Genomic DNA, 13647 nt, shown 5'->3' with positions numbered 1-13647 from the left:
CAATTGTGTGATTACTTAGTTAGAATAAATCTGATAAATATAAAACTATAAAGGGGGCATTTTGATGAAGAAAAAGAGTTTCATGCTTTCTATGATTCTATTGTTAGCGCTTTCGATGGTGCTTGCTGCATGCGGGGGCGGTGCTAAAGAAGAGGCCGGCAATGAGAATGCTGAAGGGGGAAGCAGTGATAATGGCGGAGAAGCAACTGCTGAGAAGCCTAAATTTATCAGTATTGTAACAGGCGGTACTGGCGGAACCTATTTCCCATTAGGCGGTGCGTTTGCTCAGATTATTACGGACGAAACGGGAATTCAAACAAATGCGGAAACTTCTGGTGCATCTGCAGAAAATATGAACACCTTAAAAGATGGAAATGCTGAAATTGCTTTCACGCAAACAGATATTGCTTCCTATGCAAGTGAAGGAAAATTAATGTTTGAAGGCAATGCAATTGATAATGTCAGCGCAATTGGCACATTATATCCTGAAACCATTCAAATCGTAACAACAGCAAAATCTGGCATTAAATCTGTTGAGGATTTAAAAGGCAAGAAGGTTTCTGTTGGAGCTCCAGGTTCTGGTACAGCTCCAAATGCTGAACAAATCCTTGAAGTACACGGATTAACTTTTGATGATATTCAAAAGCAGGATCTATCCTTTGATGAATCAACTGCAGGAATTCAAGATGGAACCATTGATGCTGCTTTTGTTACATCTGGAACTCCAACTGGTGCCGTAGAAGGTCTTTCAGCAACTGAAGATGTCGTTATTGTGCCTATTGCACAAGATAAAATTGATGCTTTAATCGAAAAATATCAATACTATGTCCAGGATGAAGTTCCTGCAGGCACATATAAGCTTGCTGAAGCTGTTCCAACAGTAGCTGTTCAGGCCATGCTTGCTGTTGCCAATGATCTGTCTGAAGATGTTGTTTATAACATTACTAAAGCTATTTTTGAAAACTTAGATAAAGTTACTCATGCTAAAGGAAAATTAATTAAAGCCGAAAATGCTGTTAAAGGTACAGGTATTGACCTTCACCCTGGAGCAAAGAAATACTTTGAAGAACTGGGAATTACAGTAGAGTAAATCACTTTATACGAATCTATTTGATTATTAGGCGGCCGGCGATAGACCCGATTGGGGGTTTTTGAGCCGGCCGAATTACCTTAACAAGGACTTATCCAATTCTTGGAAGATTGCGCGCAATTCCTATATTGACTAGGTGGGGTTAACATGAAAATAAAAAAGCCAGGGAGAAGAATCCTGATCCTGGTTCCCCTCATCCTTATTTCCATCGTTATCATACTTTTCATTCCTAAACAGCAGGCATTAGTTTTTCAATTTCAAAATACCGGGAAAGTGCTTGCCTATATCCCAATATCAAAGGAAGACTTTTTCAAAATTAAGTATACCCATTCTATTCATCTTTCCGATGTTGTTGAAAGCTACCAATTCACAATAGATGGGCAAATTAAACAGTATGAGCTTATGTATGAGGATTTTGCTATTGGTATGCCGAATAACGCGTCAGATGGGGAAATTTTTGAACAAAAGGATGGAAAATATTATATAAAAAATATGAACCGGATATTTCCGCATTTTGATCTTAGGATAGGCAAGGTAAGGGCGAATCATCGCGTCATCTATAATGGTGCTGAATATCAGCTTTCCCAGTATATTGAGCCTGGAACATGGGTGCGCATTAAAACAGAGAAGCTTAATTGGTATCAGCAATGGAAAGGAGTGAACATCCTTGAGTAAAGAGCATGAAACCTTATCGATAGAAGAGCAGCAGGAGCTGCTTGAAAAATATGACCCTGAAGCAGGAACGAGAAAACTGACAGGGGTGCTGGGATGGATTGTCTTTTTCGGGCTGTTGGCATTTTCTCTATTTCATCTCTACACAGGTGTTTTCGGCATGCTCACCGCCCAGCTGCAGCGCTCGATTCACTTAGGGTTTGCGCTAGGACTCATTTTCTTATTATTTCCTGCCAGGAAAAAAAATAGAGGGGCTAAGCATAAAGTTGCTTGGTATGATATTATTCTAGCGATTCTTGGTGTGGCAGTCGGTGCGTATTGGCCGTTATTTCTTGATGAAATCGTCGGCAGGGTTGGCCGCTTAACTGAAGTAGATTTCTATGTTGGGTTATTGGCCATCATTCTTGTTTTGGAAGCTACGAGGCGTGCAGTCGGTATGCCAATTACGATTATTGCTTTAGCCTTTTTGGGCTATGCTATCTATGGTCCATATATGCCAAGCTTTTTGGCTCACCGCGGCTTAGATCTGGATCGGCTTGTGCAAACGATGTTCTTTACAACAGAAGGAATTTTGGGTACACCTTTAGGGGTTTCAGCCACCTTTATTTTCTTATTCCTATTATTCGGATCCTTCCTGGTAAAAACCGGAGTCGGACAGTATTTTAATGATTTAGCTGTATCCATCGCAGGAAAGAGTACTGGGGGCCCGGCAAAGGTTGCCATTTTCTCTAGTGCTCTTCAAGGAACTATTAGCGGAAGCTCGGTTGCCAACGTAGTCACGTCAGGTTCTTTTACCATCCCGATGATGAAAAAGCTCGGCTACAAAAAAGAGTTTGCCGGCGGGGTAGAAGCAGCTGCTTCCACAGGCGGTCAGCTTATGCCGCCTATTATGGGGGCTGCAGCCTTCTTAATGGTTGAATTCATTGGCGGGGGTATCACCTATTGGGAAATTGCAAAAGCTGCAGCTATCCCAGCCTTGCTTTACTTTACTGGCATTTGGATCATGACACATTTTGAGGCTAAGCGTGTCGGACTCCGCGGATTAAAAGATGAAGAAATGCCAAATCGTAAAGAAGTATTAAAGAAGATTTATCTCCTTTTACCAATCTTAGGGGTTATTATTCTATTAATGTCAGGAATGAGCGTGATACGAGCAGCTTTATGGTCAATTGTCATTACCATTGCTGTCAGCGCTATCCGGAAAGACACAAGAATTGGCGTTAAGGACTTTATCGACGCACTTGTTGACGGTGCCCGCACAGCCTTAGGTGTTGCTGCTGCTACTGCCTGTGCCGGGATTATCGTCGGTGTTGTTACAAAGACTGGCTTAGGTTTAAAGATGGCAAATGGGCTTCTAGAACTTGCCGGAGGTGCGCTGATTCCTACATTGATGCTGACAATGGTGGCAGCCATCATTCTTGGAATGGGTTCACCGACAACCGCAAACTATGTCATTACATCAACTATCGCTGCACCAGCTATTATTCTGCTTGGTGTAGCTGATCTTCCGGCACATTTGTTTGTATTCTACTTTGGTATTATTGCCGACATCACACCGCCAGTTGCCCTAGCAGCCTTTGCGGCAGCAGGTGTTTCGGGCGGGGATCCGATTAAAACAGGGGTTAATTCGTCTAAGCTTGCGATTGCAGCATTTATTATTCCGTACATGTTTGTTCTATCACCCGAGCTGCTGATGATTGATACGACCTGGTATTACTTAATCTGGGTAGTATTTACTGCACTATCAGGGATGATGGCAATTGGTGCGGGGGTTATCGGTTTTTGGATGCGCAAGCTCCATTGGACAGAAAGAATCCTTGGTATGGCAGGAGGATTGCTGCTGATCTATCCTGAAGGTCTTTCAGATATTATTGGTTTAGTCATATTCATTGCACTTATTGTTTTGCAGATTGTTTTCAAAAGAGGAAATACAGGGAAAACACAAGCTGCCTAACATTAGGAAAAGGCCTCCTTTCAGGGGGCCTGCTTTCTTAAGAAAAAACTATTGACATTTATTCATAAATACATATAATTAAATATATACTTTAACACGATCTGTTAGCTCAGCTGGGAGAGCATCACCTTGACAGGGTGGGGGTCGGGGGTTCAAGTCCCTCACAGGTCATTGGGTGCCAAACCCGTAGAACCCTCGGAACAAGGGTTCTTTGCAAAAGACCACTTCTTTGGAAGTGGTCTTTTTATTGTATAAAAATATACGCAGCTCCTGTTCATTTCTAATAAAGGTTTAAGTGGACCGATTCATTTTGCCGAGGATAAATGATCTGCAGCAATCCTTGATGAAAGTAAAATTGCATCAAATGGGGTTCAGCTGGTTCAGGCAGGTCTATGACACGTTCAAACTCACCATAGAATCGTTCTTTTTTCATTTCCATTTCTGCTGGGAAAATAGGTTTTGCCGTTCCTTTTAGCAATAATTTTGATTTAGATTGTAAAGAAACATGAAAATCTTCACGATTTAAACCCGGCACTTCTATTAAAAGACAATTATGTGTTTCGTTCTGAAAAATATCGTATTTTGGAAATGGCCCCTTTTCACTAAAAAATTGATCAGGAGGATAAAGGTTGAAAAATTTTTTCCAGTCATCTCTTTGGTGAAATTGGTTTGAAAAATCCACCCATTTTTTTATTTTTTCCATATCCATTTTTCTACCTCGCCCATTCACTTTTAATCCCCTGCACCACTATGGCTAAAGCTGACCAACAATAGGCTGTGAAGGATTCGCAATCTGATCTTGGTCACTAACATCCGGATCTAAAACACCGGTATTAAGTTGTGATCCTGAAGGAGAAAGATCTCCAAACGAGAAATTTGAGCCAAATAATTTAGTGTTTGCCGTATGGCTATTATGAACTGTCGGCCCAATATCAAAGTTGCTGTTTTGGGCCATGCCATTAACCTTTACGTTAAAAATGTTAATTTGATAAGGCATAATAACCTCCGTAAGATAAATGTATTAAAATTCATCGATTGGTCCTGTTAAAGGGACACCGATGTTCGTTGAATCGGAATTTCCAATATCTGTCTGGTCGTTTACATCCGGATCAATAAAAATGTTTTCCATCATCGCTTCATTTGGGGAGGTATCTCCAAAGGAGGAATTCACTCCTTGTGATTTAATTTTTGACGTATGGCTGTTATGCGTCGCTTCGCCAATCGTAACCGATCCATTCCCCGAAATGCTGTTAATTTTTATATAATATAGATTTATTGTGACTGGCATAATATTCACCCTTAATTAATCCTCTTGGGGTACTATATGCGGATGAATACCCATTCGTTCTTATTAAAAATTGGACAGTGGTCTTTTGTTTCTTTTGGGTAGCGTTCTAGGAAAAGTGATTAAAGGACAAGTTCTTAGGAAAAATTATCAGGAAAGTTCATCAATCCCGGGATGAAGGACAAGTTCGTAGGAAAAAGCATCAGGGATGTCCTCAAGCCTAGGATGAAGGACAAGTTCGTAGGAAAAAGCATCAGGGATGTCCATCAAGCCTAGGATGAAAGACAAGTTCCTAGGAAAAAGCATCAGGAAAGTCTTTCAAGCCTAAGATGAAGGACAAGTTCGTAGGAAAAAGCATCAGGAAAGTCTTTCAAGCCTGAGATGAAGGACAAGTTCGTAGGAAAAAGCATCAGGAAAGTCTTTCAAGCCTGAGATGAAGGACAAGTTCCTAGGAAAAAGCATCAGGAAAGTCTTTTAAGCCCGAGATGAAAGACAAGTTCCTTTGAAACAACTCTATAATGTCCTTCATATTCTTCTCACTTATAGTATGTCCACTGACGGACTCCAATTTTATTAAAATTCCTGTCTAAAACTCTTGCAATTGTCTTTTTACATTCTACAATTTTGCACCATTCATAAATAACTTTGGCACTAACCTTTTTCTCGGGAAAAAGAAGCTTAAATTCATTAATACTTCGCAATATAGCAGAAGTAGTCAGCTCTTCGTTTCCACAGTCTGTGCAGACACATTTATGTCTCTGAATATCCACTGAAAACGAACCGCATCCCTCGCAAATAATTCCCTTGCGCAGCTGCTCGTATTCATATGATGGCAATACAGTATAAGGGGATTCCTCAATATGCAGGCTGACCAGCTTTTCAGCGAGCTTCCTGTGTTTGGCAGTCAATTTTGAAGGTGTCTCATTTATTTTTTTCAAATAGCTGTTTACTTGAGTTGGAAAAATAATAGGGCATTCGCGAGGGGCTTGGTACAAGGTGAATTCAGGATTGATAAAAACAACATTGCCTTCAATAGGAAGGTTAAACCCGAGAATTTGGAGAAGCTGCCGAAGAAGTGATTCACACCGGCTCAGCTGGTGCAGCGGATTATTATATTCAGTCCTGGGAAGCTTGTATAATCGATCCTGCTCCAGAAAATAATCGCCATCTAAATTTTTTATTTCAAAGAGGTAAAGTTTATCCTGGGAAATTATCAAAGAATCAATTTGAAAAGTTGTGTTATTTACTTTTAGCAAAAGATCATTCAAGATCAAACATTCACATTGTAGTTTTTCTGTCAGTCTGTCAAACATAACCTCTCCTTCATATCCTTTTTCCAGGCTGTAATAGCTTTGCCTGTCTGTTTCCGATAAATTCATACGATTGTGTAATGATCTTAGGATGATCAATTTTTTTGGTTCTTTGCGATGTTTATAGATCATTGGACATTTCCTTTCAAAAATAGTGTACTAACATTGTCTCTGTGGCATGAAACTTTTGTCAATATTTGAAAATTACATATTAAATGTGAAAATCAGCCACGAATTATCTTAATGTTGTGATAATATACTTTTCAAAGGGGTAGAAATTTGATTTTTTACTAGATTAGATTTTTTTAAAAGAATAGGAGGATAAAGGATGAAAAATGTGTACATACTCGAAGGAGCAAGAACACCGTTTGGATCGTTTGGCGGAAGTTTGAAGGACATTGATGTCATAGATTTGGGTGCAGCAGCAGCGAAAGAGGCTCTTACACGCAGCCATGTGCCTGCTGAAGATATTGAGCAGGCATTTTTCGGAAATATCATTCATACAAGCACGAGTTCTGCTTATCTGGCAAGGCATATTTCGTTAAAAGCGGGCATTCCTGAGACAACGCCAGCATTAACAGTTAACCGGTTATGCGGGTCAGGGCTTCAGGCTGTCGTTAGTGCAGCACAATCTATCCTTTTGGATGAGGCAAATGGGGCACTGGCCGGCGGTGCTGAAAATATGACCCAAAGTCCGCATGTAGTCAGAGATATTCGTTTTAACACGATTAAACTGGGGGTTCCACATTTTGAGGATTCATTAACGGCTACACTTACCGACCAGTATTGCGGGATCGGTATGGGAGTTACTGCTGAAAATTTAGCAGAAAAATATCAGATTTCACGTGCAGAACAAGAGGAGTTTGCTCTGCTAAGCCAAAAGAGAACAGCAGAGGCGAAGGAAAAAGGTATCCTAGCAGAAGAAATTGTGCCAATTCTTAATGAAAAAGGCGAAGTGGTTCTTGGTGAAGACGAATATCCGAAACCTGAAACAACACTTGAAAAGATGCAGAAATTACGCCCAGCATTTAAAAAGGACGGAACCGTTACAGCTGCGACTGCCAGCGGAATAAACGATGGAGCGGGTGCGGTTATATTAGGAAACGATAGTCTGATCGAAAAACATGGTATCAAGCCATTAGCAAGAATTGTATCATGGGGAATTGCCGGGGTAGATCCACGATACATGGGAATCGGCCCAGTACCGGCCACATTACAGGCACTGCAAAGAGCTAACCTAAAGTTAGAGGATATTGATGTAATTGAAGTAAATGAAGCTTTTGCTGCCCAAGTCCTGTCTGTGAAAAAGGAACTGGGCATTGACTTGGAAAAATTAAATGTCAACGGCGGTGCCATTGCCCTAGGCCATCCAGTAGGAGCGAGTGGAGCTAGGCTTTTATTGACACTCGCGTATGAACTGAAAAGAAGAAACAAGCGCTATGGCCTGGCAAGTCTGTGTATTGGCGGTGGTCAGGGTATTACGGTGATTATTGAAAATCTTCATGTATAAATGAAAAAAGGGCCGAACTCAAAATATATTTGAGTCGGCCTTTCCTATTGACCTGCATGTTAATGTGCACTCTTAAAATGAGCAGATAATTTGTACTTGCTTTTTTCAAGAAATCCTAATCGAATGGAGATAATAATAGAAAGAATAGCAAGAACGGCAATCATAGAAACGACTCCATTCCAGCCGAAATGGCTGTAGAAAACTCCGCTTGCTGTCCCCCCGACACTGGATCCCCCATAATAGAAAAACAAATATAAGGATGCCGCTTGAGCTTTTTCTCGTCCTGCAATTTTTCCAACCCAGCCGCTCGCAATGGAGTGCCCGGCAAAGAATCCGAAAGTAAAAATGGCGATTCCGAAAATTTTAATCCATAGATTGCCGCTTAAGGTTACACAAACCCCTAATAGAAGGATAAATAAGGATAGCTCCAGGATTTTTCTTTTCCCGTGCTTGTCGGCAAGCATGCCCATCCATGTCGAGCTAAAGGTTCCGACAATATAAACAATAAAAATAAACCCGACCAATGTTTGGCTTAACGAATAAGGAGGTTCGATTAACTGGAACCCAATATAGTTATAAAGTGAGGCAAATCCGCCCATTAATAAAAAGCCGGTAAGGAACAGATAGATGAGTCCAGGTACTTTAAATTGCTTGAACAATGAACTTGATAATTGCTTCACATTAAAAGTTTTCGCTTTAAAATGAACAGATTTTGGCAGAAGAAACACGAAGACAAGGCTTGAAAGAAAGCTTATTAACCCGATGCCTATTAAGGCTTCATGCCAGCCATAGTGATCTGATAGAATCCCGCTTATTATACGGCCGGCCATTCCGCCGACTGAATTCCCGCTTATATATAGGCCCATGGCCATTCCTAAGCTTTTTGGATCAATTTCCTCACCAAGATAAGCCATCGCAATAGCTGGCAGCCCGGCAAGTGTGATCCCTTCGATAATTCTTCCAGCAAGTAAAAAATGGAAGCTTGGAGAAAGACCTGTTAAAATTGCAAGAATGGCTGAGGCAAATAGAGAAATGGCCATAACTGATTTGCGGCCAAAAACTTCCGATAAAGAACCTGCTATTAAAAGACTAATTGATAAAGCAATCGTTGTAGCAGAAAGGCTTAAACTTGAAACCGCAGGTGATAAATGAAATTCTTTAGCGATTTCAGGAAGCAATGGCTGAGTCCCCCAAAGGATGGCAAAGGTGCTGAAACCTCCGGCAAATAAGGCAATATTTGCCTTAGTAAAGGCCGATGTTCCTCGGCTGATGTAATTCATTGCTGATTCATACCCTTTCAATTCTTTAATTAATTAACGCACCGGGGGACAGTCCCCCAGTCAATTAACGCGTTAAAATCCGTCTTTTTTCGTCGGATTTTTGTTTCGTACCTATCATACTCCTATATTAGGATAATTTCCATTGTATTTACGTAAAAGATAGGATAATCAGGGCGTATGTGAAATGTGAAGTTTCTATGAAAACTTTGAGGAATCTTTGCGTGTCTTTTTTCCTAAGCCTATAATGATATTAGGATTGGGAGGGTGTTTGCCGTGCCAAGGATTTTTGTTCATTTTTCTTTGATATTTTTTATTTTGACCGCATTATCAGGTGTCATTATGCGTGTTTTTCCGTTTTATCCGTTTGACGGTATTCCATATACAAATATTTTGCATGGTCATTCCCATCTGGCTATTTTAGGCTGGGCATTTTTAGGGGTATTTACCGTATTCCTGTCTGTCGGCTGGCCGTCAATTAGACAAAAAAAACAGGCAGCAGCCATTGTCTGTACATTATTTATTACCTCACTTATTATGTTTGCAGCCTTTTTGTACGAGGGTTATGCCTTATATTCTATCATTATGTCCACCGCCCATATTTTTGTTGAGTATTGGGCTGCGGTCTTTATGTATCGTCAGTTAAAAAATCTTGGATCAAAATCTGGCCAATTATTTATGAAAGGCGCCCTTGCAGCATTAATTATTTCTTCAATTGGTCCATTTGCACTTGGATATATTTCTGCAAGCGGCCTTAAAGAGTCTCAACTTTTTGATATGGCGATCTACTTCTATTTACATTTTCAATATAATGGCTGGCTATATTTAGCTCTGCTTGGCTTGTTTGCAATCGTGATGGATATGAAACAAATACCCATTCGGGTGTCATTTTTGAAACTTGGATTTTGGATCTATTTTATTTCTCTTTTCCCTGGTTATTTTTTAAATGTTCTCTGGGCTGATTTAGGTGAAACAGCGCATTTTCTGTCCATCATCGGCAGCATCGGCCAATGGATTGGAACCATATGTATTATCTTTGCTTTTAAAAAGGTCTGGAAAAGTCTTCGCATTGAGTATTCAAAATTCACGGTTTCCTTTCTCTGGATTACCTTCTTCCTTTTATTTTTAAAGAGTTCGATGGAACTTGGCTTAATCTCGCCAAAATTAGCAGAGCTAGTCTATGAAACAAGAAGTGTCATCATTGGGTATTTACACTTTACATTACTTGGGTTTGTCAGCTTTTTCATTTTAGTACAATATCAAATGCAGCGTATTATTGAGTTGAAGAATGGCTTTATGCTGTTTTTTGCCGGCTTCTTTATCAATGAGATCCTTCTATTTAGTCAGGGACTGCTGGAGTGGATGAACATGGATGGCGTTCCATTTCTGACACACGGGCTACTTTTAGCCAGCGTTCTTCTGCTTCTAGGGATATTAATGATATGGCTATCCTACTTTCGCTGGGAACAGAATCGTCAGCATAAGGAAAATCACTCACTTAGTAATTTTTTAAACAATCATGTATAATTAATTGTACTTGTTTTTTGGGCTTTTTATAAAAAGCTTTTAAAGGGTGTATAAATTCATGAAACTACTCAGCAAATTATTCACAAAGCAAAAGAATATTACAATAGAATTTTGTGAGAAAAATCTCGACCGTTTCTTAACGGACGAATACCTTTCACAATATAATGATTTTCTAAACCAAAAAAATATTACTTATAAAGAATATGAATGCCAGAGCAGATGCAAAGAATGTAGAATGAGCGCATATGCGCTTGTCGACGGGGAATTTGTATCAGCTGAAGATTCAGGCCAATTGCTCGAGAAACTGAAAAAAATAGCAGATGGCAATCAGAAGGAGGCATAAACTATCGGCTTTATTATAGTAGATATTTGCGAAAGCAATTTCATTAATTATCTTGATATAGAAGCAATCCTTGAATTAGAGTATCCCGAAGTGGCAGTGATTAAAAATGACTGTCTTTCTTTTTGCGGTATGTGTGCCCGCCGGCCGTATGCCATTGTTAATGGCAAGCGGATTTTTGCGAAAACGCCTGAAGAGTGTTTAGGATTAATACGTGAACAAATAGAAAAAGAACTAGCTTTTTATAAGTAAAAACCTATTTCCAGCATTATTATATTGAAAAATAATGCTGTTTTTAATAAAATTAATTCTATTGTTTATTTTTCTTGCAGTCTTAGTTGCTGAAAAAACGTACAGGACAGGAATTGTACTTTAAAATATTTTTTTTATAGGTGGTAAAAGAATAATGGCAAACAATCAACAATATCGTGTGTTATTGTACTATAAATATGTTCTAATCGATAATCCTGAAGAGTTTACTTCACAGCATTTACAGTTTTGTAAGGATCTTGGATTAAAAGGCCGTATCCATATTGCTGCTGAAGGAATAAATGGCACAGTGTCAGGTACGTTTGAACAAACAGAACAGTATATGAAAACGATGAAAGAAGACCCGCGATTCTCTGACATGGTTTTCAAAATTGATGAGGCTGACGGCCATGCGTTTAAGAAAATGCATGTCCGCCACAGAAATGAAATTGTTTCTCTCCGACTTGAGGATGATGTGAATCCAAATGAATTAACAGGAAAATATCTGGAGCCAAAAGATTTCTTTAAGGCCATGAAAGAACCAGAAACAGTTGTTATTGATGCGAGAAATGATTATGAATATGATTTAGGCCATTTCCGGGGAGCTATCCGTCCGGATATTAAGGCTTTCCGTGATCTGCCAGAATGGATTAGGGAAAATAAAGAGCAGTTTGAAGGCAAAAAAATCCTTACTTACTGTACAGGAGGCATTCGCTGTGAGAAGTTTTCCGGCTGGCTCGTAAAAGAGGGCTTTGAAGATGTCGGACAGCTTCATGGCGGAATTGTCACTTACGGGAAGGATCCTGAGGTACAGGGTGAATTATGGGATGGCCAGTGCTATGTGTTTGACGAAAGAATTGCTGTGCCAGTCAACCAAAAAGAACATGTGATTGTCGGAAAGGATTATTTTTCAGACGAACCATGTGAACGCTATGTTAACTGTGCAAACCCAGAATGCAATAAACAAATTCTATGTTCTGAAGAAAATGAGCATAAATACCTTCGAGGATGCACACACGAATGCAGAGTTCATCCTAGAAATCTGTACGTAAAAGAACAAGAGTTAACAGAAGAGCAAATTGCTGAGCGGTTAAAAGAAATTGGGGAAGAATATCCAGTGCTTGGTTAAGATAGAAAAAACACTTTTGTAATTAATTTTACAAAAGTGTTTTTTTTGTTATGCTGTTTTCTTTGCTCTGTCTATATTCCGATCTCCTGTAGCATGTTCAATGTATCTGGCTATAAAAGCACCAACCGCTAAGGACCAAACAGGTGCACTAATATTTAAAATAGTAATATTGGAGAATGCAATTATAAAGGCAAACGCTGCGCTTGTTTTCATTGTTTGATTGGAAAACCCTTGATATAAACTATTCCCAAACACACCAATGAGGGAAAAACCCACAATGATGGAGATGAATTCCTTTGGAAGCCCTTGAATAATCGGGATCAGTTTCCATGACAATAGTCCGAATGCGGTAAGCATTACACCTGTGACAACGGCTCCCATATAGCGTTTTTCCTTTGGTCCAGCCTCCGCATCTGAGCAGATTACAGTTGCCATTCCTGCTATATTTGCAGACTGTCCGCCAAACAATCCAGCGATGATGGAAGCTAAGCCGCTAAGTGAAATAACTCGATTAACAGGCGTGTTATATTTATTTTGTTCCAAGGCCCCAACAGCAACGGCTGCATCATTACTTAAGATGAGAAGGGCAAGTGGTATGGATACAGATAGAAAGCTTATCAAATGAAACTCCGGGGTAAAAGGGTGCGGAAAAATGATTCCTGAAGCCCAGTCACCGCTATGTATTGGAGTGGTAAGGATAAACATGATAAAGCCGGTTACGATTGCAGCAATGGCAGGCGGCATCTTAGTCTTCCATTTGCTAAAAATAAAAAAGGCCATTAAAGAAATAAGCCCAACGGTCAAAAGCTGGCTGATTGAAATAACAAAGCTTATCATATATTTAGTAATCATTCCTGCAAGCATGGCAGAAATGATTTCCTTTGGAACTAATTTGATTAGTCTTGAGAAAAATCCAAGTAAACCAATAAGCAACATGAAAATTCCCGATAATAGATAGGCACCAATGAATTCATGAAAGCTGAATTGATAGGAAACGGCTGCAAGAAAGGCTACGCCGGTCAGGGAATGCCCGCCAACAATAGGGATCCGATAATAGAGTGGAAGAAAGATCCCAAACAATCCCCCAAACACATAGACAGAAAAAATCCATAAAACTGTCTGTTCTATCGTAAAACTGCCATTGGAGGCTGCTTCAAGGATCAGTGCGGTTGGCCCAGTAATAATAAAAATTCCAGCCACCAGACCGGCTGCTATATTTTTATGGTTAAGATCTTTAAAAGGAATTTTAACCTTCTGCCATCCAGGATTTTTGGGTGAATTACTCATTTTTCTCCCCCTTTTTC

The 13647-nt window shown here is 39.8% G+C and carries 14 protein-coding genes and 1 tRNA gene; 9 read left to right on the top strand and 6 right to left on the bottom strand.

Annotated features, from left to right (window positions below):
• Positions 1 to 64: 64 nt before the first annotated feature.
• The 4 genes from AC1Q59_RS21980 to AC1Q59_RS21965 all read left to right on the top strand — a co-directional run bounded on the left by AC1Q59_RS21980 (position 65) and on the right by AC1Q59_RS21965 (position 3887).
• Positions 65 to 1090 carry a TAXI family TRAP transporter solute-binding subunit gene (locus AC1Q59_RS21980; RefSeq protein ID WP_492368005.1) on the top strand — a complete coding sequence of 342 codons (1026 nt, stop codon included), beginning with the start codon at positions 65 to 67 and terminating at the stop codon, positions 1088 to 1090.
• 147 nt (positions 1091 to 1237) lie between these two features.
• Positions 1238 to 1765: a DUF1850 domain-containing protein gene (locus tag AC1Q59_RS21975; RefSeq protein WP_492368004.1), complete on the top strand. Its 528-nt coding sequence runs from the start codon at positions 1238 to 1240 to the stop codon at positions 1763 to 1765.
• A complete protein-coding gene (locus tag AC1Q59_RS21970) occupies positions 1758 to 3716 on the top strand; it encodes a TRAP transporter permease (RefSeq protein WP_492368003.1) in 1959 nt (652 codons plus the stop codon). The genes AC1Q59_RS21975 and AC1Q59_RS21970 overlap by 8 nt, the downstream gene beginning before the upstream one ends.
• A gap of 98 nt (positions 3717 to 3814) precedes the next feature.
• Positions 3815 to 3887 (top strand) — tRNA-Val (locus tag AC1Q59_RS21965).
• Between the two features lie 109 nt (positions 3888 to 3996).
• On the opposite strand, the gene AC1Q59_RS21960 is transcribed toward AC1Q59_RS21965, so the two are convergent.
• The 4 genes from AC1Q59_RS21960 to AC1Q59_RS21945 form a co-directional block, all read right to left on the bottom strand.
• Positions 3997 to 4446, bottom strand: a complete 450-nt coding sequence (locus AC1Q59_RS21960; RefSeq protein ID WP_492368002.1) for an Hsp20/alpha crystallin family protein — start codon at positions 4444 to 4446, stop codon at positions 3997 to 3999.
• A gap of 24 nt (positions 4447 to 4470) precedes the next feature.
• Positions 4471 to 4713: a spore germination protein gene (locus AC1Q59_RS21955; RefSeq protein WP_492368001.1), complete on the bottom strand. Its 243-nt coding sequence runs from the start codon at positions 4711 to 4713 to the stop codon at positions 4471 to 4473.
• 24 nt (positions 4714 to 4737) lie between these two features.
• Positions 4738 to 5004: a spore germination protein gene (locus AC1Q59_RS21950; RefSeq protein WP_492368000.1), complete on the bottom strand. Its 267-nt coding sequence runs from the start codon at positions 5002 to 5004 to the stop codon at positions 4738 to 4740.
• Positions 5005 to 5537: 533 nt separating this feature from the next.
• Positions 5538 to 6443, bottom strand: coding sequence for a nuclease-related domain-containing protein (locus AC1Q59_RS21945; RefSeq protein WP_492367999.1), 906 nt, complete (start codon positions 6441 to 6443; stop codon positions 5538 to 5540).
• A gap of 196 nt (positions 6444 to 6639) precedes the next feature.
• Here AC1Q59_RS21945 and AC1Q59_RS21940 point away from each other — a divergent pair, with 196 nt between their 5' ends.
• Positions 6640 to 7821, top strand: coding sequence for a thiolase family protein (locus AC1Q59_RS21940; RefSeq protein ID WP_492367998.1), 1182 nt, complete (start codon positions 6640 to 6642; stop codon positions 7819 to 7821).
• Between the two features lie 59 nt (positions 7822 to 7880).
• On the opposite strand, the gene AC1Q59_RS21935 is transcribed toward AC1Q59_RS21940, so the two are convergent.
• A complete protein-coding gene (locus tag AC1Q59_RS21935; RefSeq protein WP_492367997.1) occupies positions 7881 to 9101 on the bottom strand; it encodes an MFS transporter in 1221 nt (406 codons plus the stop codon).
• A gap of 273 nt (positions 9102 to 9374) precedes the next feature.
• On the opposite strand from AC1Q59_RS21935, the gene AC1Q59_RS21930 reads away from it, so the two are divergent.
• From AC1Q59_RS21930 to trhO, 4 genes are all read left to right on the top strand, one after another.
• A complete protein-coding gene (locus AC1Q59_RS21930) occupies positions 9375 to 10625 on the top strand; it encodes a hypothetical protein (RefSeq protein ID WP_492367996.1) in 1251 nt (416 codons plus the stop codon).
• A 58-nt stretch (positions 10626 to 10683) separates the two neighbouring features.
• Positions 10684 to 10968 (top strand): DUF1450 domain-containing protein, encoded by a 285-nt coding sequence (locus AC1Q59_RS21925; RefSeq protein WP_492367995.1) that lies wholly within the window; start codon positions 10684 to 10686, stop codon positions 10966 to 10968.
• Positions 10969 to 10971: 3 nt separating this feature from the next.
• Entirely contained in the window at positions 10972 to 11217 is a 246-nt protein-coding gene (locus AC1Q59_RS21920) for a YuzB family protein (RefSeq protein ID WP_492368024.1), read from the top strand.
• Positions 11218 to 11371: 154 nt separating this feature from the next.
• Positions 11372 to 12343, top strand: coding sequence for an oxygen-dependent tRNA uridine(34) hydroxylase TrhO (gene trhO, locus AC1Q59_RS21915; protein WP_492367994.1), 972 nt, complete (start codon positions 11372 to 11374; stop codon positions 12341 to 12343).
• A gap of 48 nt (positions 12344 to 12391) precedes the next feature.
• Here trhO and AC1Q59_RS21910 read toward each other — a convergent pair whose 3' ends face one another.
• Positions 12392 to 13630 (bottom strand): benzoate/H(+) symporter BenE family transporter, encoded by a 1239-nt coding sequence (locus AC1Q59_RS21910; protein WP_492367993.1) that lies wholly within the window; start codon positions 13628 to 13630, stop codon positions 12392 to 12394.
• Positions 13631 to 13647 lie beyond the last annotated feature (17 nt).

Source organism: Cytobacillus sp. MT66, assembly GCF_058792595.1.
The sequence above is the reverse complement of the archived record's forward strand: the minus strand, read 5'-3'. Positions and strand labels throughout refer to the sequence as shown.

Excerpts from the sequence above, each read along its gene's own strand:
- trhO (WP_492367994.1), top strand. The coding sequence starts at position 11,372 with ATGGCAAACAATCAACAATATCGTGTGTTATTGTACTATAAATATGTT.
- AC1Q59_RS21945 (WP_492367999.1), bottom strand. The coding sequence starts at position 6,443 with ATGATCTATAAACATCGCAAAGAACCAAAAAAATTGATCATCCTAAGA.
- AC1Q59_RS21950 (WP_492368000.1), bottom strand. The coding sequence starts at position 5,004 with ATGCCAGTCACAATAAATCTATATTATATAAAAATTAACAGCATTTCG.
- AC1Q59_RS21975 (WP_492368004.1), top strand. The coding sequence starts at position 1,238 with ATGAAAATAAAAAAGCCAGGGAGAAGAATCCTGATCCTGGTTCCCCTC.
- AC1Q59_RS21925 (WP_492367995.1), top strand. The coding sequence starts at position 10,684 with ATGAAACTACTCAGCAAATTATTCACAAAGCAAAAGAATATTACAATA.
- AC1Q59_RS21910 (WP_492367993.1), bottom strand. The coding sequence starts at position 13,630 with ATGAGTAATTCACCCAAAAATCCTGGATGGCAGAAGGTTAAAATTCCT.
- AC1Q59_RS21940 (WP_492367998.1), top strand. The coding sequence starts at position 6,640 with ATGAAAAATGTGTACATACTCGAAGGAGCAAGAACACCGTTTGGATCG.
- AC1Q59_RS21955 (WP_492368001.1), bottom strand. The coding sequence starts at position 4,713 with ATGCCTTATCAAATTAACATTTTTAACGTAAAGGTTAATGGCATGGCC.
- AC1Q59_RS21935 (WP_492367997.1), bottom strand. The coding sequence starts at position 9,101 with ATGAATTACATCAGCCGAGGAACATCGGCCTTTACTAAGGCAAATATT.
- AC1Q59_RS21980 (WP_492368005.1), top strand. The coding sequence starts at position 65 with ATGAAGAAAAAGAGTTTCATGCTTTCTATGATTCTATTGTTAGCGCTT.